Source organism: Pseudomonas brenneri (assembly GCF_007858285.1).
GTDB lineage: Bacteria > Pseudomonadota > Gammaproteobacteria > Pseudomonadales > Pseudomonadaceae > Aquipseudomonas > Aquipseudomonas brenneri.
In genome coordinates, this window is the sequence record NZ_VFIL01000006.1 from 14,536 (window position 1) to 33,184 (window position 18,649).

Here is an 18,649-nt window from a genome sequence, read left to right on the forward strand (position 1 = left end):
TTTTTAGTTTTATCCGCTGGTTAGAGTTTCATCACGAGCATGCCGATCAACACCAACCCACAGGCTAAGAGCCGGGAGCGGCCGAAAGGTTCTTTCAGGTAACGCATGCCGAACAACACCACCAGGATCACGCTGACTTCCCGCAGCGCGGCGGCCTCGGCAATCGAGCCCAACTGCATGGCCCAAAGCACCAGAGCGTAGCTCAACAACACGCACAATCCCACGCTCAGCCCCAATCGCCACTGGGTTCGCCAGAACAGGCTGAACGCGGCACGTTTGCGCACCATGGCCAACAGCGGAAAGGGCCAGGCGCTGAGCAGTGTCAGCCAGACCAGGTAATCCAACGGGTGCGACCAGCGCCGCAGCGCCTGCCCGTCGAGAAAGGTATAGCAGCCGATGCACAGGCCGATCAGCGCCACCACCGGCAACATCGACCAGGGCAACCGATCCCCGCCACCGCCCTGCCACAACAGGCACAGCATGCCGAACGGGATCAGCAGGATGCCGACAATCTGCTGGGTACTGAGCACTTCCCCGGCAAACACCAGGGTCAGCGCCAGCACCACCAGCGGTGATAAACCACGCATCAACGGGTACACCAGCCCCAGGTCGCCGACGCGATAGGCCTGGATCAACAGGTAACGGTAGAGCAACTCGAACAAGGCCGAAGCGATGATCCACGGCCAGATTTCCAGGGGCGGCAGCGACACAAACCCCACCGCCAGCAGAACAAACAACAGCGCAACGCTGTCCATGCAGGCGATCACCAACAGGCGTTCGCCGCTGAATTTGATCAAGGTGTTCCACGTCGCATGCAACAGTGCCGCTACCAGTACCAAGACTGTCGCAAGCAATGGAACCTCCTATAAGTGATTCGTGATGTGTCAGCCCATATTTATACCAAATACCGCGCTGGCGCACCCTCTACACCCTGGCGTCACTGATCCTTGTCGATCGGCTGCGGATGCCTGGGATCCGCAGCCTTTTTGCCCGGCAAGCTGCTTTCGCTGCGAATCTGCGCATGGCTGATCAGCGCGAAGATAAAACTGCCACCGATGATATTGCCGGCCAGGGTCGGGCCGGCGAATACCAGCCAGAAGTCCTTCCACGGCAACTCGCCGGCAAATACCAGGTAGGACACCTCCGCCGAGCCGACCACAATGTGGGTAAAGTCGCCCAGCGCCATCAGGTAGGTGATCAGGATAATGATCCACATCTTGGCGCTTTCCATGGACGGGATCATCCACACCATGGTGGCGATCATCCAACCGGAGACGATGCCTTTGGCGAACATCTGGCCGGTGTCGTTCTCCATGACCTTGCGCCCGATGTCGAGAAAGGCCAGGTCGGTCTTGGCATCAAAAATCGGCAAGTGCAACATCACATAGGCCACCAGCAAGGTGCCGCAGAGGTTGCCCACCAGCACCACCGTCCACAACCGCAACAAGCGCCCGGCATTGCCCAGAGTCGGTTTGCTCATCACCGGCAGCACGGCGGTCAGGGTGTTTTCGGTGAACAGTTGCTGGCGCGCGAGAATCACCGCGAGAAAGCCTGCGCAGTAGCCAAGGCTGGCAATCACCTTGAAGCCCTCGCCGTCCGGCAGACGTGAGTTGAGCAACCCCATGGCCATCAAGGACAGGCCCATGGTCAAGCCGGCCGCCAGCGCCGACCACCACAACGCCGCTACGCTGCGCTCCAGCTCCTGGTCGCCCTGGGTGCGAATGATTTCATGCAGCACCGCCGCCCTGGGTGGCTGGTTCTTGTCCACGTCCTGCTGCTCTTCCTGCGACAGGTTGGGGGTCTTGCCGTCTTTTTGCGTGGCCATGGGCGTACCTGAACGAGGGGGCGATTTCAGGTACGACCAGTGCGCCCTCAAGAGCGTTCAATGACCACCGCTACACGGCGGATCGTTACTCGCTGTCGTCCTGAAACTGATCCTTCACGTACTTGATCTCGGTACGACCATGGGGCGCCGGCAGGCCGTCCTCGCCGAGGTTGACGAAGACCATTTTTTCCACGGTCAGGATGCTCTTGCGCGTGATCTTGTTGCGCACTTCACAGGTCAAGGTGATGGAGGTGCGGCCAAACTCGGTAGCGGTGATGCCCAGCTCGATGATGTCGCCCTGGCGCGAAGCGCTGACAAAGTTGATCTCGGAGATGTACTTGGTCACCACCCGCTGGTTGCCCAGTTGGACAATCGCATAGATCGCCGCTTCTTCGTCGATCCAGCGCAACAGGCTGCCACCGAACAGGGTGCCGTTGGGGTTGAGGTCTTCGGGTTTTACCCATTTGCGGGTGTGGAAGTTCATGTTCACTCCAAAGCGTCTTGCGAAATGATGGGCAACATCATGGCAGAGCGCCGGCCCAAGCTCTATGAGGCATTGCCTATCAGTGTCATGAGCGATCTTCATGGCGCCGACAGAAAGGCTTGGGAAGTCGGGCGCAGGCGGCTATAATCGCCACCGTTTCAAAACGGTCATCTGCGATTGATACCGTTCTCCCGCCACCTGTCCGAGGGGCGCTGCAGCAGGCCCCGGCCTGTCAGGCTCGGATGGGGCGTTGCCCAGCCGGGTTGTCCTGGTTGGATACTAAACGCACAACGGCGCCCATTCGCACACTACGAATGGAGGCTCTTCATGAGCGCTGTCAACACGCCTGCAGGTTTTACCGACTACAAAGTCGCCGACATGTCCCTCGCTGCCTGGGGCCGTCGCGAAACCTTTATCGCCGAATCCGAAATGCCAGCCCTGATGGGCCTGCGTCGCAAGTACGCCGCTGAACAGCCGCTCAAGGGCGCGAAGATTCTCGGCTGCATCCACATGACCATCCAGACTGCCGTGCTGATCGAAACCCTGGTTGCCCTGGGTGCCGAAGTGCGTTGGTCGTCCTGCAACATCTTCTCGACTCAAGACCAGGCCGCGGCGGCTATCGCTGCTGCCGGCATCCCGGTCTTCGCCTGGAAAGGCGAGACCGAAGAAGAGTACGAGTGGTGCCTGGAGCAAACCATCCTGAAAGATGGCGCGCCTTGGGATGCCAACATGATCCTCGACGACGGCGGCGACCTGACCGAGCTGCTGCACAAGAAATACCCGGCCATCCTGGACCGCGTCCACGGCGTGACCGAAGAAACCACCACCGGCGTACACCGTCTGCTGGACATGCTGGCCAAGGGCGAGCTGAAAATCCCGGCCATCAACGTCAACGACTCGGTGACCAAGAGCAAGAACGACAACAAGTACGGCTGCCGTCACAGCCTCAACGATGCGATCAAGCGCGGCACCGACCACCTGCTGTCGGGCAAGCAAGCCCTGGTGATCGGCTACGGTGACGTGGGCAAGGGTTCGTCCCAGTCCCTGCGTCAGGAAGGCATGATCGTCAAGGTTTCCGAAGTTGACCCGATCTGCGCCATGCAAGCCTGCATGGACGGTTTCGAAGTGGTTTCGCCGTTCATCGACGGCCAGAACGACGGCACCGAAGCCAGCATCGACAAGGCCCTGCTGGGCAAGATCGACCTGATCGTGACCACCACCGGTAACGTGAATGTGTGCGATGCCAACATGCTCAAGGCCCTGAAAAAGCGCGCCGTGGTATGCAACATCGGTCACTTCGACAACGAAATCGACACCGCTTTCATGCGCAAGAACTGGGCATGGGAAGAAGTGAAGCCTCAGGTGCACAAGGTTCACCGTACCGGTGCCGGTGATTTCGACCCGCAGAACGACGACTACCTGATCCTGCTGGCCGAAGGCCGCCTGGTGAACCTGGGCAACGCCACGGGCCACCCAAGCCGCATCATGGATGGCTCGTTCGCCAACCAGGTACTGGCGCAGATCTTCCTGTTCGGCCAGAAATACGCCGACCTGTCGCCCGCCCAGAAAGCCGAGCGCCTGACCGTGGAAGTACTGCCGAAGAAACTCGACGAAGAAGTGGCCCTGGAAATGGTCCGCGGCTTCGGCGGCGTCGTGACTCAACTGACCAAGACCCAGGCCGACTACATCGGCGTGACGGTTGAAGGTCCGTTCAAGCCGCACGCCTACCGCTACTGATCGGCCCTGCTGGCGCCGGCTCTTCTGTGGGAGCCGGGCTTGCCCGCGATGCAGGCACCTCGGTATTTGAGCAATACCGTGGTGACACTATCGCAGGCAAGCCAGCTCCCACAGAAAGCCCGGCACCCGCTTCGATTGTGTATGCCTTCCAGGCCTTCGAGTTTCCAAGGGTATTACCATGTCCCAAGACCGTCGCTACAGCTTCGAGTTCTTCCCGACCAAGACCGATGCTGGGCATGAAAAACTAATGGCGACTGCTAAGCAGTTGGCCAGCTACAACCCCGATTTTTTCTCCTGCACCTACGGCGCAGGCGGCTCGACCCGCGATCGCACGATCAACACCGTGCTGCAGCTGGAAAGCGAAGTCAAAGTGCCTGCCGCTCCGCACCTGTCGTGCGTGGGCGACAGCAAGGACGACCTGCGCGGCCTGCTGACCCAATACAAGGCCGCCGGCATCAAGCGCATTGTCGCCCTGCGCGGTGACCTGCCGTCCGGCATGGGTATCGCCAGCGGCGAGCTGCGTTACGCCAACGACCTGGTGAGCTTCATTCGGGAAGAGACCGGTGACCACTTCCACATCGAAGTGGCCGCCTACCCGGAAATGCACCCCCAGGCGCGCAACTTCGAAGACGATCTCCACAACTTCGTACGCAAAGCCAATGCCGGCGCCAACAGTGCGATCACCCAGTACTTCTTCAACGCCGACAGCTACTTCTACTTCGTCGAGCGCGTGCAGGCCCTGGGCGTGAATATCCCGATCGTGCCGGGCATCATGCCGATCACCAACTACAGCAAGCTGGCGCGTTTCTCTGACGCCTGCGGTGCAGAAATCCCGCGTTGGGTGCGCAAGCAACTGGAAGCTTATGGCGATGACGTCAAAAGCATCCAGGCCTTCGGCGAGCAGGTCATCAGTGAAATGTGCGAGACCCTGCTGCAAGGTGGCGCACCCGGGCTGCACTTCTACACCCTGAACCAGGCTGACCCGAGCCTGGCGATCTGGAACAACCTCAAGCTGCCACGCTGAGGCTGCCCTGTGTACTGCCGGCCCGGAATCCTTGCGGGTCGGCAGCACAATAAAAGTTCAGGTTTGCTGCCTGAAGATCCCCGATCCAGAGCTTCTCTTTAACCTGAGACAGTCGTAACCTCAGGGTATGCCCGTCATTCTCCAGTTGTTGACCGCCGTTCTTTTTACTTGCCTGAGCCTGACCGCCCACGGCGAGAAATTGCGCATTGTCACCGAACCCTGGGCGCCTTACGTCTACGAAGAAAACGGCCAGATGCGCGGGCTCGACTACGAGACCACGGTCATCGTGTTCCAGCGCCTGGGGATCGAGGTGCAATGGCAGTTCCTGCCCTGGAAGCGTTGCCTGGCCATGCTCGACCAGGGCCTGGCCGATGGCGCGCTGGATATCTTTCACAGCCATGAGCGGGACGCAGCGCTGCTTTACCCCAGCGAACCGCTGTCCCAGGTTGAGTTTGTGATGTTCTACGCCAATCAGCGCCCACATCCGTTCCAGACCCTGGATGACCTCAAGGGGCTGACCATCGGCACCTCGCCGGGCTACCTGTATGGCCGCGAATTCAGCGAGTCCTCGGGATTCACCCGTGAGCCGGCCCCCAGCCATGAAGCCAACTTCGGTAAATTGGCCCGTGGTCGGATTGACCTGGTGATCACCGACCGCCGGGTCGGCCAACATGTGCTCAAGGCGTTGGGCCTGGAAAACCAGGTTACCCAGGCGCCGCCGGTGATCAGCAGCCAGAAGCAATTCCTCGCCGTACGCCGTGGCGCAGGCATGGACTTGCTGGTCCAGCGCTTTGCCGCCGAACTCAAGCGCTTCAAGCAAGAGCCCGCCTACGCGGCCTTGAGCGCAAAATATGCCGGTTCACACGCACAAATAGCTCCGTCAGCACGGCTGGACGACACCGTTGAGCAGCAGGAAAGCAGCGCGCAGTGATTGCTCTGTTATACTCCGGCCTTTCCGCCAGGCTTACGCCCGGCCGCTGAGGTCTTGAAAAAGGCACCCAACCCCGCTACAGCGCAGCTTTTCAGCCCGCGCGAGCCGGTGGAGTGCCCGCCAGACGCAGCAGGACCGGACGGGATTGCGCTCCCCTAAGCGCCATTCGCGCCCGGCAAGATTATCCCTTTGGGCCAAGCCCTAACTAAAACAGGATTACTCATGTCCTTTGCTTCCCTCGGTCTCTCCGAGGCTTTAGTCCGCGCCATCGAGGCAGCGGGCTATACCGAGCCTACTCCGGTGCAACAGCGGGCCATTCCCGCCGTGTTGCAAGGTCGCGACCTGATGGTCGCGGCACAGACAGGTACTGGTAAAACCGGTGGCTTCGCCCTCCCGATTCTGGAGCGGTTGTTCCCCAACGGTCACCCGGACAAATCCCAGCGTCACGGCCCGCGCCAACCGCGCGTACTGGTCCTGACCCCCACCCGCGAACTCGCAGCCCAAGTGCATGACAGCTTCAAGCTGTATGCCCGCGACCTGAAGTTCGTCAGCGCCTGCATCTTCGGCGGCGTCGGCATGAACCCACAGGTCCAGGCCATGTCCCGTGGTGTTGACGTGCTGGTCGCCTGCCCTGGTCGTTTGCTCGACCTGTGCGGCCAAGGCAGCGTCGATCTGTCCCACGTGGAAATCCTCGTGCTGGACGAAGCCGACCGCATGCTCGACATGGGCTTTGTCCATGACGTGAAGAAAGTCCTCGCACGCCTGCCGGCCAAGCGTCAGAACCTGCTGTTCTCGGCAACGTTCTCCAATGACATCACCGCCCTGGCCGGCAAGCTGCTGCACAACCCCGAGCGCATCGAAGTCACGCCGCCCAACACCACGGTCGAGCGTATCGAGCAACGGGTGTTCCGCCTGCCAGCCAGCCACAAGCGCTCGCTGTTGGCCCACCTGATCACCGCTGGCGCCTGGGAACAGGTCCTGGTGTTCACCCGTACCAAGCACGGCGCCAACCGCCTGGCCGAGTACCTGGACAAGCACGGCCTGACCGCCGTCGCCATCCACGGCAACAAGAGCCAGAACGCGCGGACCAAGGCCCTGGCCGACTTCAAGGCTGGCTCCGTACGCATCCTGGTTGCCACCGATATCGCCGCCCGCGGCCTGGATATCGACCAACTGCCACACGTGGTCAACTTCGAGCTGCCAAACGTCGATGAAGACTACGTGCACCGTATCGGCCGTACTGGCCGTGCCGGTCGTTCGGGCGAGGCCATTTCCCTGGTCGCGCCGGATGAAGAAAAACTGCTGAAAAGCATCGAGCGCATGACCAAGCAGAAAATCGCCGACGGCGACCTGATGGGCTTCGATTCCAGCACCGTGGAAGCCGAAAAACCGGAAGTGCGCGAGCGTCCGGACGTGCGTAACCCACGCAACCCACGCGGTCCAAAGGGCGATGGCCCGAACGGCGGCGGTGGTGGCGGTGGTCGTCGCGACAAAGGCAAGGACAAGGGCGGCAAGGAAAAAGCGCCAACCAACGGCCGTGGCGAACGCCCAGCCCGTGAGCAGAAGCCCCGCGAAGGTACCCCGGCCCGCGAACAGCGCCAGCCGAGCCAGCCGCCACGTGCTGCCGCTGACCGCGCACCGGACGAGTTCCTCGACGACGATGTGGATAACTTTGGTAACCGCGTTGACTACGTGCCCCAGGCCAAGCCGGCCCAGGGCCGTGGTCGTCGTCCAGGTGCCCCGGCACCGGGTGCTGGCGCCGGTACTCCGCGCACCGGTGCTCAGCCACAGGGTCGCCAGAATGGTCCGCGCAACAACAGCGGTGGCACCACCGGTACGCCACCTGCCAAGCGCAGTGGTCCGCGTAACGGCGCACCGCGTGATGGCCAGGCCCGTCGCGAAGAGTCGCGCAACCGTCGCCCGGCTCGTGATGAGCAGCCGCGCTTGTCAGAGCCGGCTGTGCAGAACCCGCGCGGCGGCCCTGCACCGAAGATCATTCACAAAGAATCGAAAAGTGATCGGATCCTGACACCTGAACAGTTGGATCAACTGCCAGGCCGTCCTCGTGGTGAAAAACCTGCGTTGCTGACTCGCAACCGCTAGGTTGTCAAAAGCATAAAAAACGCCCCGTATCTTGCGATACGGGGCGTTTTTTTATGCCTTCAAACTGTAGGAGCGAGCTTGCTCGCTCCTACAGACGAAGGATTACTTCGCTTTTACACCTTCAAAGGTGATGTACAACTCAACTTTGTCGGACTGTGGACCAACGTCCATGCCGTCTTTATGGAACTCTTTGCGGCTGATGCTGGTGGTGCCTTCAAAGCCGGCACGGTAGCCGCCCCATGGATCCTTGCCTTCACCCAGGAAAGTAGCCTTGACCACGATCGGCTTGGTAACGCCGTGGAAAGTCAGGTCACCGGTCACATCGGCGGTCAGCTTGCCATCAGCATTCTTACCGGTTGGCTTGACGCTGGTGGAGACAAACTTGGCGTCAGGGAATTTGCCCGACTCCAGGAAGTCCTTGCTGGTCACGTGCTTGTCACGTTCGGCGTGGTTGGTGAAGATGCTAGCAGTGCGCACATTCACTTCGATCTTGGCATCTTCAGGCTTGGCCGCATCGAAGCTGAACTTGCCGTCCAGATCCTTGAAGGTACCGGTGATGAAGCTGTAGCCCAAGTGGCTGACCTTGACGTCGACGAAGGCGTGCTGGCCTTCCTTGTCGATCACGTAGTCAGCGGCCATCACCGAACCTGCAGACAGCAGAGCAGAACCGATTGCCAGAGCGGCGAGAGTCTTTTTCAACATGCTTTCTATTCCTTGTGAGTCGAGGTTGAACATCAGGCTTTGCGCCCCAGCATACGCACCAGGGTCGCATCACGATCAATAAAGTGGTGTTTCAAGGCCGCCACGCCATGCAGGCCGGCAAACACCACCAGTACCCAGGCCAGGTACAAATGCACCAGGCCAGCTACGTCTGCCTGGTCCGGTAGACCGGAAACCACGGCAGGAATTTCAAACAAACCAAACACCGGGATCCCGACACCGTCTGCGGTGGAAATCAGGTAGCCAGCAATCATCACGGCAAACAGCCCGAGATACAGGAACGCATGGCCAAATGCCGCGCCGATCCGCGTCATGCGGCTATAACTGGCCAACGCTGGCGGCGGCGGGCTGAGCAGACGCCAGACAATACGCACCAACATGACGGCAAACAGCGTGAGGCCAATGCTCTTGTGCAAATCCGGTGCGTCTTTACGCCAGGCGCTGTAATAGTCGAGACCGACCATCCACAGGCCCAACGCGAACAAACCAAACACCACCAGCGCCACGCTCCAGTGAATAACAATGCTGACCCAGCCGTAGCGGGTCGATGAGTTTCGTAGCTGCATTACCCAAATCCCGTAAGAACTGTGCCCAAGACTAGCGATTTATCTATCGATATAAAGCGGAAAATTTTGCTTCGAAAGATCGATTAATCCGATCTTGAGCCTATGAACACTAAATTAACCAGGGATTAAGGACTATTCAGCAGAAACGTGACAGACCGTCCTGCATTTACTGCCAATTCACCGTTCATGGGTTGTGACACAGCCCGCCATTGCATAGGCTTGCGCGATTGTTTTGCCTGCGCAGGCCGTGGCAGCGCTTCGAGGAGACTAAAAGATGGGCTTGAATAACCAGTGGATGCAGCGCGACCTTGCGGTGCTGTGGCATCCCTGCACCCAGATGAAAGACCACCAGCAACTGCCGCTGGTGCCGATCAAGCGCGGTGAAGGCGTATGGCTGGAAGACTTCGAAGGCAAACGCTACCTCGATGCCGTCAGTTCCTGGTGGGTCAACGTATTCGGCCACGCCAACCCGCGCATCAACCAGCGCATCAAGGATCAGGTGGACCAACTGGAGCACGTGATCCTCGCCGGTTTCAGCCACCAGCCGGTGATCGAACTGTCCGAGCGCCTGGTGAAGATCACACCCGAAGGCCTGACCCGGTGTTTCTACGCCGACAATGGCTCGTCGTGCATCGAAGTCGCGCTGAAGATGAGCTTTCACTATTGGCTCAACCGCGGCCAGCCGAACAAAAAGCGCTTCGTCACCCTGACTAACAGCTACCACGGCGAAACCATCGCCGCGATGTCGGTAGGCGATGTGCCATTGTTCACCGAGACCTACAAGGCCTTGCTGCTGGACACCATCAAGGTGCCCAGCCCGGACTGCTACCTGCGCCCCGAAGGCATGAGCTGGGAAGAACACTCGCGCAACCTGTTCCAGGCCATGGAACAGACCCTGGCGGACAACCACGACAGCGTCGCCGCCGTGATCGTCGAACCGCTGATCCAGGGCGCCGGTGGCATGCGCATGTACCACCCGGTGTACCTCAAGCTGCTGCGCGAGGCCTGCGACCGGTATGGCGTACACCTGATCCACGACGAAATCGCCGTGGGCTTTGGCCGTACCGGCAGCATGTTCGCCTGCGAACAGGCGGGCATCCGTCCGGACTTCCTGTGCCTGTCCAAGGCCCTGACTGGCGGCTACCTGCCACTGGCGGCCGTGGTCACCACCGAAGATGTGTACAGCGCCTTCTACGACGACTACCCGACCCTGCGCGCCTTCCTCCATTCCCACAGCTATACCGGCAACCCGCTGGCATGTGCGGCGGCCCTGGCGACCCTGGATATCTTCGAAGAAGACAACGTCATCGAGAACAACCAGGCCCTGGCCCAACGCATGGCCACGGCCACCGCGCACCTGGTGGACCACCCCCATGTGTCAGAAGTGCGCCAGACCGGCATGGTGCTGGCCATCGAGATGGTGCAGGACAAGGCCACCAAGACCGCCTACCCGTGGCAGGAACGGCGCGGCCTGAAAGTATTCGAACACGCCCTGGAACGCGGGGCCTTGCTGCGTCCCCTGGGTAGCGTGGTGTATTTCCTGCCGCCGTACGTGATTACCCCGGAGCAGATCGACTTCCTGGCCGAAGTGGCGACTGAAGGCATTGATATCGCCACCAACAGCAAAGTCAGCGTGGCAGTCCCGAAAGACTTTCACCCAGGCTTTCGCGACCCCGGCTAACCCTCCCCTGTAGGAGCCGGCTTGCCGGCGAAAAACGTGAGGACGCCGCGTTCATCCGGGCAACCCTCGTCATCGTTGACCTCCATCGCCGGCAAGCCGGCTCCTACAGGAAAAGCGTCGCTCCCGCCGTATAGCAACACACACATTATTTGCAGAGAACACCCATGAGACTGTCGCGCTTTTTCACCGATACCCCGCTGAGCCTTGGCGACCACGAGTTGCCCGAAGCCCAGGCGCATTACATCAGCCGCGTGCTGCGAATGAACGAAGGCGATGCCGTGCAACTGTTCGACGGCTCTGGCCAGGAGTTTCGCGGTAGCCTGCTGGAAGTCGGGAAAAAACGCGTGACCGTGCAACTGACCGAAGCCTTCGCCGGCCAGGTCGAATCGCCGCTGCACATTCACCTGGGCCAGGGGCTGTCCCGTGGCGAGCGTATGGACTGGGCGATCCAGAAAGCCACCGAGCTTGGGGTCAACGCCATCACGCCGATCTTCAGCGAACGCTGCGAAGTGCGCCTCAAGGACGAACGTGCCGACAAACGCCTGCTGCACTGGCGCCAGGTCGCAATCAGCGCCTGCGAGCAATGCGGCCGCTCGACAGTGCCGGTGATTCACCCACCGCTGTTGCTGGCCGACTGGCTGAAACAGGTCGAGGCCGATTTGAAACTGGTGCTGCACCCGGTGGCCGAACCGCTGGTGAGCCATGCCAAGCCGTCGAGCCTGGCGTTCTTGATCGGGCCGGAGGGTGGCTTGACCGATGGCGAAGTAGAAACCGCACAACACGCAGGTTTCCACGCCGCACGACTGGGCCCGCGGGTGTTGCGCACCGAGACTGCACCGGTAGTCGCGCTATCCGTTGCTCAACAACTCTGGGGCGACTTCTAACCCTGCATGTAAACCCAATCAAAAATGTGGGAGCGGGCTTGCTCGCGATAGCGTTTTATCAGTCTGCGGATGTATTGACTGACACACCGCTTTCGCGAGCAAGCCCGCTCCCACATGGGGATTGAGTGTTTACTCCACCGGATCACTCACCGGCTTGGCAATGATCGCCTTCAGCTCGCTGGTCATCGGGAACTCCAGGTTCAAGCCCTTCGGCGGAATCGGCTGTTCAAACCAGCGCTGGTAAATCCCATTGATTTCCCCCGAGCTGTACAGCTCGCCCAGGGTCTCGTTGACCACCGCCAGAAACTGCGGGTCGTCCTTGCGCACCATGCAGCTGTAGATTTCTCGCGACTGCTCCTCGCCTACCACCACCCATTTGTGCGGGTCCTTGGCCTTGGCACGCTCGCCGTAGAGCAAAGCGTCATCCATATAGAACGCCACGGCGCGGCCCGATTGCAGCATCTGGAACGCTTCACCATGGTCCTTGGCGCTGATTACCGACATATCCAACTTGTGCTCGTGGTTGTAGCTCTTGAGGAACCGTTCGTTGGTGGTACCGGCGGTGGTCACCACATTCTTGCCACGCAGGTCGGCGAAGCGCTGGATACCGCTGTCGTTGGCGGTGAGCAACTGGCCCTTCACGTAGATAAAGCCATAGGAAAACGCCACCTGCTTCTGCCGCTCGGCCGTCACCCCGGTGGAGCCGCACTCAAGGTCCACGGTGCCGTTGATCACCAACGGAATGCGGGTCTGGGAGGTGACCAGGTTGTACTTCACGTTGAGCTGGGGCACGCCAGTCTTCTGCTGGATGCGCTCGACGATCTTGCTCGCCAGGTCCACCGAGTAACCCATGGGTTTGCCGGTGTGGTCACCGACATAGGAAAACGGCACCGACGCATCACGGTAGCCCAGGGTGATGCTCTTGGCATTGGCGACCTTGGCCAGGGTGCCCGTCAGCGGCGCTTCATTGGCCTGGGCCTGGGCCGTCAACAGCAGCCCCAGTGCAGTGCCGATCAACGTGATTTTGTGCATTGTTATTCTCCGTTGGTTTTCTTGTTATGGACGACGTACAGCAATGACGCTGATTTCCACCAGCACGCTCGGGCGTGCCAGTTCCGCCTGCAGGGTGGTGCGGGTCGGTGCCTGGCCGGGCGTGAGCCAGGCGGACCAGACATCGTTCATCGGCGCAAAGCCATCCTGGATGTTCTTCAGGTAAATGGTTGCGTTGAGCAGATGATCCTTGTCGCTGCCAGCCTCGGCCAGTAGCGCATCAATCTTGGCGAGCACCTCTCGGGTCTGGGTGGTGACGTCCTGGCCTTCGTCCGGCACCTGGCCGGAGAGAAATACCAGGCCCTGGAAGGTCACGGCGCCCGACAGGCGACTGTTGCTGTTGATCCGGGTGATGGTCATTGCTATGTCCTAAGCGGCGCGGGGCGCAAGGCCCTGCATATCAATGGAAGGTCTGTGCTGGCCGATCAGTTCCGCCAACACCTGGCCGCTGCCACAAGCCAGGGTGAAACCCAGGGCGCCGTGACCGAGGTTGAGCCACAGGTTGCGGTACACACTGGCGCCAATCAGCGGCACGCCGCTGGGGGTGGCCGGGCGCATGCCGGCCCACTCGATGGCTTGGCTGTAATCGCCGGCCAGGGGGAAGGTCTCACTGGCCTGGCGCTTGATCAGGGCCAGGCGCTTGGGCTCAAGGCCCGTATCAAAACCGACGATGTCGACCATTGCCGCCACCCGCAACTGCTCGCCGATACGTGCATACACGATCTTGCGGTCATAGTCGGTGATGCTGATCCTTGGCGCTGCATGCTCCTCGCCAATCGGCACGCTCAAGCTGTAGCCCTTGAGCGGGTACAACGGCAATGCGATGCCCGGCAAGGCCAGTTCGGGGCTGCGCACCCCCGCTGCCAGCACCAGGTGCTCCACCGGCATCACCTCGTCGCCCAACTCAATCGCCTGCACCGTGCCGTTGGCATGGCGAATACCGGAGACCTTGCGGCCCAGCAAAAACCGGCAGCGGCCCGACGCTTCCAGGCGCGCGGCTAATTGTTGGCAAAACGCATGACAGTCCGCCACTTCTTCATTGGGCGTGTAGATCCCACCGACAAAATCCTGGGCGCCCAGGGTCGGCTCCAGCCGTGTGCAATCAGCGGCGGACAACACCTGCTGTTGCAGGCGGTCCATGACTTTGCCCCGGGCATGCTCGAAGGTGTGATGGCTGCGAAACGTCACCAGCTTGCCGTTGCGCTGCCAGTCGAAGCCGTCCAGCCCATCCTCTTCGCGCCATTGCTGCAAGATGCCCTGGCTCAAGGTGGCCAGGCGCAGCAAGTGGCTGGCATTGCGCTTGTTCACCGAAGCCCGGCAGGCGCCGAGGAACGAGGCCATCCAGCGCCATTGCGCCGGGTCCAGGCGGGGCCGCAGCTTCAACGGCGAGTCACCGCGCAGCATCCAGCCAATCGCTTGCAATGGCACGCCTTTGTCCGCCAGCGGCGCGACGTAGCGATAGGACAGTTGGCCGCCATTGGCAAAACTGGTCTCGCTGCCCAGGCTGTCGCGGGCCTCGACCACCGTCACGTCCATGCCGGCGCGCACCAGGGCATAGGCGCTCGCCAGACCGATGACCCCACCGCCAATGATGCAAACCTGCTGAGCCATGTGCGTTCTCGATGCTTGTTATGAGCGTACAAGACTAGGGGCAGGTGACAGGCGCCGGACAATGAATAAAGATGGACCACCTATAAACAAAGGTTATGGACTCGTCATGCGCTTGCGTCATATCGAAATCTTCCAGGCCATCCGCCAGACCGGCTCCGTCAGCGCCGCCGCGCAGTTGCTGCACGTCTCGCAACCGGCGGTGACCAAAGTGCTGCAACACGCCGAACTGCAACTGGGCTTCCCGCTGTTCCTGCGCATACGCGGCAAACTGCAGCCCACCCCGGAAGCCCTGGCCCTGGAGCGCGAAGTCGATAAGGTCAGCGAAAGCCTGCAAGGCGTGCGGCGCCTGTCCCAGAACCTGCGGCGCGCGCCCGGCCAAAGCCTGCGCATCGGCGCCACACCGGCCCTGGCCTTGTCATTGTTGCCACCGGCGATTGGCGAGTGGACCCAACGCTACCCGGACATTGCCTGCGAACTGTCCAGCGCCCACAGCCGCGAACTGGTGCAAAACCTGTTGATGCGCGAGATGGATGTGGCGCTGACGCTCAAGTCCCCAGACCATCCAGGGCTCAAAGCCCAGGCCTTGGCCCATGGCGTGTTGGTCGCGCTGGCACCACGGGGTTACTGGGCACAGGCTGAACTGGGCAAGCCCTTGCCCTTGATGGCCCTGGCGGGCGCACCGTTGATTGGCCTGTCCAGCGCCGACCCGCTGTCGGCGCGACTCGATAGTTACCTGGAGGCCGTCGAACCGCCGCCGCGCGTGCGCATTTCAGTCCAGACCTACTCCCTGGCCCGGGCCATGGTGGAGTCCGGCGCCGGCCTGGCCGTGATCGACCCCTTCACCGCGCTGGGCGCTTCCACCGACAGCACCTGCATCCGTCCCCTGGCCCCGCCGCTGCCCATCACCCTGTACGCCCTGACCCGCGCGGATGAACCGCCGCCGCATATGTTGGCCAGCCTGCTGGAGATCTTTGGCAGCCGTGCCCAGGAGCAGCTAGACCGCCTCTAAAACACCGCAGAACCCTGTAGGAGCCAGCGCCCACACAAAAACCAGCTCCATGTGGTCTGTCAGAGCACATAGCGCATGATCGCCACAAAGTGCAGCAGGCTGCCGCCGATCACGAACAAATGCCAGATCCCATGGGAGTGCCGCAGCCGATGCTCCAGGGCAAAAAAGATAATCCCCACCGTGTACAGCACCCCACCCGACGCCAGCCAGATAAAACCGTCCGTACCCAACGCGGCAATCAACGGTTTGACCGCCACCAGCACGATCCAGCCCATCACCGCATAGATCACAATCGACAAAATGCGCGCCTCGGAGCGCGGCTTGATCTCCTGCAGGATCCCGATCACCGCCAGCCCCCAGACAATCCCGAACAACGTCCAACCCCATGGCCCGTTCAGGGTCACCAGGCAAAACGGGGTGTAGCTGCCGGCGATCAGCAGGTAGATCGAAAAGTGATCGACCTTCTGCATGATTTCTTTTTTGCGCCCGCGCACGCTGTGATACACCGTCGAGGCGCTGTACAGCACCAGCAGGGTAAAACCATAGATCGCCACACTGACGATCTTCCACGGGCTGCCGTCCATGCTCGCCACCACCAGCATCCACACCGCGCCGATAAAGGCCGCCACGGCGCCGAGCAAATGACTCCAGGCGTTGAATCGTTCTCCGTGATACATGTGTCGCCAACCTCCAAAACTGCTGCATCGACCCCGTAAGGCTCAGGCCTGACAGGCCAGAGTGCAAGACCGTTATGACGGTTGCGGCGCTTTAAGGGCACAATCGAACGCATTCGAATAAGAGTCATCGCCATGCAGATCGATGAAGAGTTCACCCTCAAGAAACTGGAAATCTTCCTGGCCTTCATGCGCACCGGCAACCTGGCCCGCGCCGCCGCCGAGTTGCAGACCAGCAATGTCAGCGTGCACCGGGCCATCCACTCCCTGGAAAACGCCCTGCGCTGCCCGTTGTTCAAGCACGAAGGCCGCAACCTCACCCCGCTGGAAAGCGCCTACGTGCTCGAAGAACGCGCACAGAAGCTGGTACAAGACGTGGTCGATAGCGTGCGCCTGACCCGCGAGGCCGCTGGTTTCTCCGCCGAACGCTTCAAGCTCGGCGCCCTGTATTCGCTGACGGTCAAGACCGTGCCGCAACTGATCATGGGCCTGAAAATCCGCCGCAGCGAGCTCAATATCGACCTGATCCTGGGCTCCAACGTCGACCTGATGTACAAGCTCAAGAACATGGAAGTCGACGCGATCCTGATCTCCCTCGACGACCAGGTGATGGAGCCGGACTGCGCGCAGATCCAGCTGTTTTCCGATGACATCTTCCTCGCTACCCCCGCCGATTCGCCCCTGGACCGCGAACAGGAAATCGACCTGGCCCAGGTGCGCGACGCCACCTTCATCACCCTGACCCAAGGCTTCGCCACTCACCAGGATGGCGCACGGGTGTTCAAACAGGCGGGTTTCGAGCCGAAGGTGGCGATGCAGGTCAACGACATCTTCACCTTGCTGAGCATGGTCAGCTCGGGGGTGGGATATGCATTGCTGCCGGGAAGGATTGCGGCGGTGTATGAGAACCGGGTGAAGCTGATTCCATTGCAGGCACGCTACCGGCTGCAGCAGCACATTGGCGTGGTGTTCTTGAAGGCCAAGGAGCGCGATCCGAATTTGCTGGCGTTGTTGGCAGAGTGTCGGATGTATGCCAATCGGCAGGATTGAAACCGCCATCGCAGGCAAGTCGAATCGTCGCACCGCAGCTCCCACATTTGAAATGCATTCCAATGTGGGAGCTGACTTGCCTGCGATGGGACCCTATCTTTTAACAGCGATCTACGCCCTACCCCACCAACCCCCGCATCATCAAAAACAACAACGAAGGCCCCAACAAACACCCCAGCGCCGTATAAAACGCCGCCGTCAGGCAACCATAAGGCACCAGCTTCGGATCGGTCGCCGCCAACCCGCCCGCGACGCCGCTGGAAGTGCCCATCAGGCCGCCGAAGATCACCGCACTGCGCGGGCTGTTCAGGCCAATCAGCGGCGCCACGAACGGGGTCATCACCATCACCAAAATGGCCTTGATCAACCCCGCCGCAATGGACAGCGCCATCACCTCGGAACTGGCGCCAATCGCCGCCCCGGTCACCGGCCCGACGATATAGGTCACGGCGCCAGCACCGATGGTAGTCAGGCTCACCGCATCGGTATAACCAAAGGCCATGGCCACTCCGACGCCCGCGATAAACGATGAGCCGACCCCGACAAACAGCGCCAGCACCCCCACATACCCCGCGCGCTTGAGCTCATCGACACTCACCCCAAACGCCGTGGCGACGATGGCGAAGTCCCGCAGCATCGCCCCGCCCAGCAGACCAATGCCCGACAGCAGCGGGATATCCACCACGCCCTTGGACCCGCCGGTAAACGCACCCCCCACATAGGACAGAACCAGGCCCAGCAGGATCGCGATAGCCGACCCATGCAAGCGGCCTTTGGTGAAGGTATCGCTGATCCAGTAGGACACCCACATGGTCAGACCGATCACCGCAAAACCACTGATCAGGCCGTAGCCGGTGATGACTTTCATCAAGGATTCGTACATCGCGCTCACCCTGCCGACTTGGTGGTGACGACCGCATCCGGCTCACGGTTGCCGATGCGGACCAACACCGGTACCAGGGCAAATGCCACCACCACCGCGCAGGTGCCGGCGAGGATTGCCATGGGACCACCGCTGATCGCGCCATAGACGTTTTGCTGGGCCGCCATGGCCACCACAATCGGGATATACACCGCCGCCCAGAAGCTCACGCCCTGCTCCGACTTGCCAGTAAACAGGCCACGCTTGCCCAGGTAACTGCCCAGGCCGATCAGCAGCAACATCGCGATCCCCACCCCGCCGACGTTGGCCGGGATGCCCATCCATTTGCCCAACAGCTCGCCGATAAACAGGCCCGCCAGGGTACACAGCGCCAGAAACGCCACACCGTAGATAATCATGCTGGTTGTCCTCTTGATG

At 61.0% G+C, this 18,649-nt stretch carries 19 protein-coding genes and 1 riboswitch; of the genes, 8 read left to right on the forward strand and 11 right to left on the reverse strand.

Features of this window, described 5'->3' with window-relative positions:
- Window positions 1-20: 20 nt before the first annotated feature.
- The 3 genes from FJD34_RS14205 to FJD34_RS14215 form a co-directional block, all read right to left on the reverse strand.
- Window positions 21-854: an EamA family transporter gene (locus FJD34_RS14205; RefSeq protein ID WP_032858733.1), complete on the reverse strand. Its 834-nt coding sequence runs from the start codon at window positions 852-854 to the stop codon at window positions 21-23.
- An 83-nt stretch (window positions 855-937) separates the two neighbouring features.
- The gene (locus tag FJD34_RS14210) at window positions 938-1,825 is read right to left on the reverse strand and encodes a formate/nitrite transporter family protein (RefSeq protein ID WP_032858734.1); all 888 of its coding nucleotides are present in this window, start codon (window positions 1,823-1,825) and stop codon (window positions 938-940) included.
- A gap of 85 nt (window positions 1,826-1,910) precedes the next feature.
- A complete protein-coding gene (locus FJD34_RS14215; RefSeq protein ID WP_029297383.1) occupies window positions 1,911-2,309 on the reverse strand; it encodes an acyl-CoA thioesterase in 399 nt (132 codons plus the stop codon).
- Between the two features lie 198 nt (window positions 2,310-2,507).
- Window positions 2,508-2,615: riboswitch (S-adenosyl-L-homocysteine riboswitch) on the forward strand.
- Between the two features lie 21 nt (window positions 2,616-2,636).
- On the opposite strand from FJD34_RS14215, the gene ahcY reads away from it, so the two are divergent.
- The 4 genes from ahcY (at window position 2,637) to FJD34_RS14235 (ending at window position 8,104) form a co-directional block, all read left to right on the forward strand.
- Window positions 2,637-4,046 (forward strand): adenosylhomocysteinase, encoded by a 1,410-nt coding sequence (gene ahcY, locus FJD34_RS14220; RefSeq protein ID WP_032858735.1) that lies wholly within the window; start codon window positions 2,637-2,639, stop codon window positions 4,044-4,046.
- A 178-nt stretch (window positions 4,047-4,224) separates the two neighbouring features.
- Window positions 4,225-5,070, forward strand: coding sequence for a methylenetetrahydrofolate reductase [NAD(P)H] (metF, locus tag FJD34_RS14225; RefSeq protein WP_032858737.1), 846 nt, complete (start codon window positions 4,225-4,227; stop codon window positions 5,068-5,070).
- Window positions 5,071-5,197: 127 nt separating this feature from the next.
- The gene (locus tag FJD34_RS14230; protein ID WP_032858739.1) at window positions 5,198-6,001 is read left to right on the forward strand and encodes a substrate-binding periplasmic protein; all 804 of its coding nucleotides are present in this window, start codon (window positions 5,198-5,200) and stop codon (window positions 5,999-6,001) included.
- Window positions 6,002-6,223: 222 nt separating this feature from the next.
- Entirely contained in the window at window positions 6,224-8,104 is a 1,881-nt protein-coding gene (locus FJD34_RS14235) for a DEAD/DEAH box helicase (protein ID WP_032858740.1), read from the forward strand.
- Between the two features lie 102 nt (window positions 8,105-8,206).
- Here FJD34_RS14235 and FJD34_RS14240 read toward each other — a convergent pair whose 3' ends face one another.
- Window positions 8,207-8,806, reverse strand: a complete 600-nt coding sequence (locus tag FJD34_RS14240; RefSeq protein ID WP_065942728.1) for a YceI family protein — start codon at window positions 8,804-8,806, stop codon at window positions 8,207-8,209.
- A 32-nt stretch (window positions 8,807-8,838) separates the two neighbouring features.
- The gene (locus FJD34_RS14245; protein WP_032858744.1) at window positions 8,839-9,390 is read right to left on the reverse strand and encodes a cytochrome b; all 552 of its coding nucleotides are present in this window, start codon (window positions 9,388-9,390) and stop codon (window positions 8,839-8,841) included.
- Between the two features lie 274 nt (window positions 9,391-9,664).
- Here FJD34_RS14245 and FJD34_RS14250 point away from each other — a divergent pair, with 274 nt between their 5' ends.
- Complete coding sequence (locus FJD34_RS14250; protein ID WP_032858746.1) at window positions 9,665-11,071, forward strand: adenosylmethionine--8-amino-7-oxononanoate transaminase; 1,407 nt, start codon at window positions 9,665-9,667, stop codon at window positions 11,069-11,071.
- A gap of 164 nt (window positions 11,072-11,235) precedes the next feature.
- Complete coding sequence (locus tag FJD34_RS14255; RefSeq protein WP_032858748.1) at window positions 11,236-11,955, forward strand: 16S rRNA (uracil(1498)-N(3))-methyltransferase; 720 nt, start codon at window positions 11,236-11,238, stop codon at window positions 11,953-11,955.
- A 129-nt stretch (window positions 11,956-12,084) separates the two neighbouring features.
- Here the strand turns inward: FJD34_RS14255 and FJD34_RS14260 are convergent, their stop codons facing one another.
- From FJD34_RS14260 to FJD34_RS14270, 3 genes are read right to left on the reverse strand one after another with little or no spacing between them, the layout of a single operon-like run.
- Window positions 12,085-12,987: a transporter substrate-binding domain-containing protein gene (locus FJD34_RS14260; protein ID WP_032858750.1), complete on the reverse strand. Its 903-nt coding sequence runs from the start codon at window positions 12,985-12,987 to the stop codon at window positions 12,085-12,087.
- A gap of 24 nt (window positions 12,988-13,011) precedes the next feature.
- A complete protein-coding gene (locus FJD34_RS14265) occupies window positions 13,012-13,365 on the reverse strand; it encodes a RidA family protein (RefSeq protein ID WP_032858752.1) in 354 nt (117 codons plus the stop codon).
- A gap of 9 nt (window positions 13,366-13,374) precedes the next feature.
- The gene (locus tag FJD34_RS14270; RefSeq protein WP_032858754.1) at window positions 13,375-14,616 is read right to left on the reverse strand and encodes a D-amino acid dehydrogenase; all 1,242 of its coding nucleotides are present in this window, start codon (window positions 14,614-14,616) and stop codon (window positions 13,375-13,377) included.
- Window positions 14,617-14,722: 106 nt separating this feature from the next.
- Here FJD34_RS14270 and FJD34_RS14275 point away from each other — a divergent pair, with 106 nt between their 5' ends.
- Window positions 14,723-15,625, forward strand: coding sequence for a LysR family transcriptional regulator (locus tag FJD34_RS14275; RefSeq protein WP_090292298.1), 903 nt, complete (start codon window positions 14,723-14,725; stop codon window positions 15,623-15,625).
- A 59-nt stretch (window positions 15,626-15,684) separates the two neighbouring features.
- On the opposite strand, the gene trhA is transcribed toward FJD34_RS14275, so the two are convergent.
- Entirely contained in the window at window positions 15,685-16,302 is a 618-nt protein-coding gene (gene trhA / locus FJD34_RS14280; protein WP_032858758.1) for a PAQR family membrane homeostasis protein TrhA, read from the reverse strand.
- Window positions 16,303-16,434: 132 nt separating this feature from the next.
- Between trhA and FJD34_RS14285 the strand changes: the two genes are divergently transcribed.
- Window positions 16,435-17,349: a LysR family transcriptional regulator gene (locus FJD34_RS14285; RefSeq protein WP_032858760.1), complete on the forward strand. Its 915-nt coding sequence runs from the start codon at window positions 16,435-16,437 to the stop codon at window positions 17,347-17,349.
- 118 nt (window positions 17,350-17,467) lie between these two features.
- On the opposite strand, the gene madM is transcribed toward FJD34_RS14285, so the two are convergent.
- Both madM and madL read right to left on the reverse strand, forming a co-directional pair.
- A complete protein-coding gene (gene madM, locus FJD34_RS14290) occupies window positions 17,468-18,232 on the reverse strand; it encodes a malonate transporter subunit MadM (RefSeq protein WP_090292300.1) in 765 nt (254 codons plus the stop codon).
- Between the two features lie 5 nt (window positions 18,233-18,237).
- Window positions 18,238-18,630: a malonate transporter subunit MadL gene (gene madL, locus FJD34_RS14295; protein ID WP_032858764.1), complete on the reverse strand. Its 393-nt coding sequence runs from the start codon at window positions 18,628-18,630 to the stop codon at window positions 18,238-18,240.
- Window positions 18,631-18,649 lie beyond the last annotated feature (19 nt).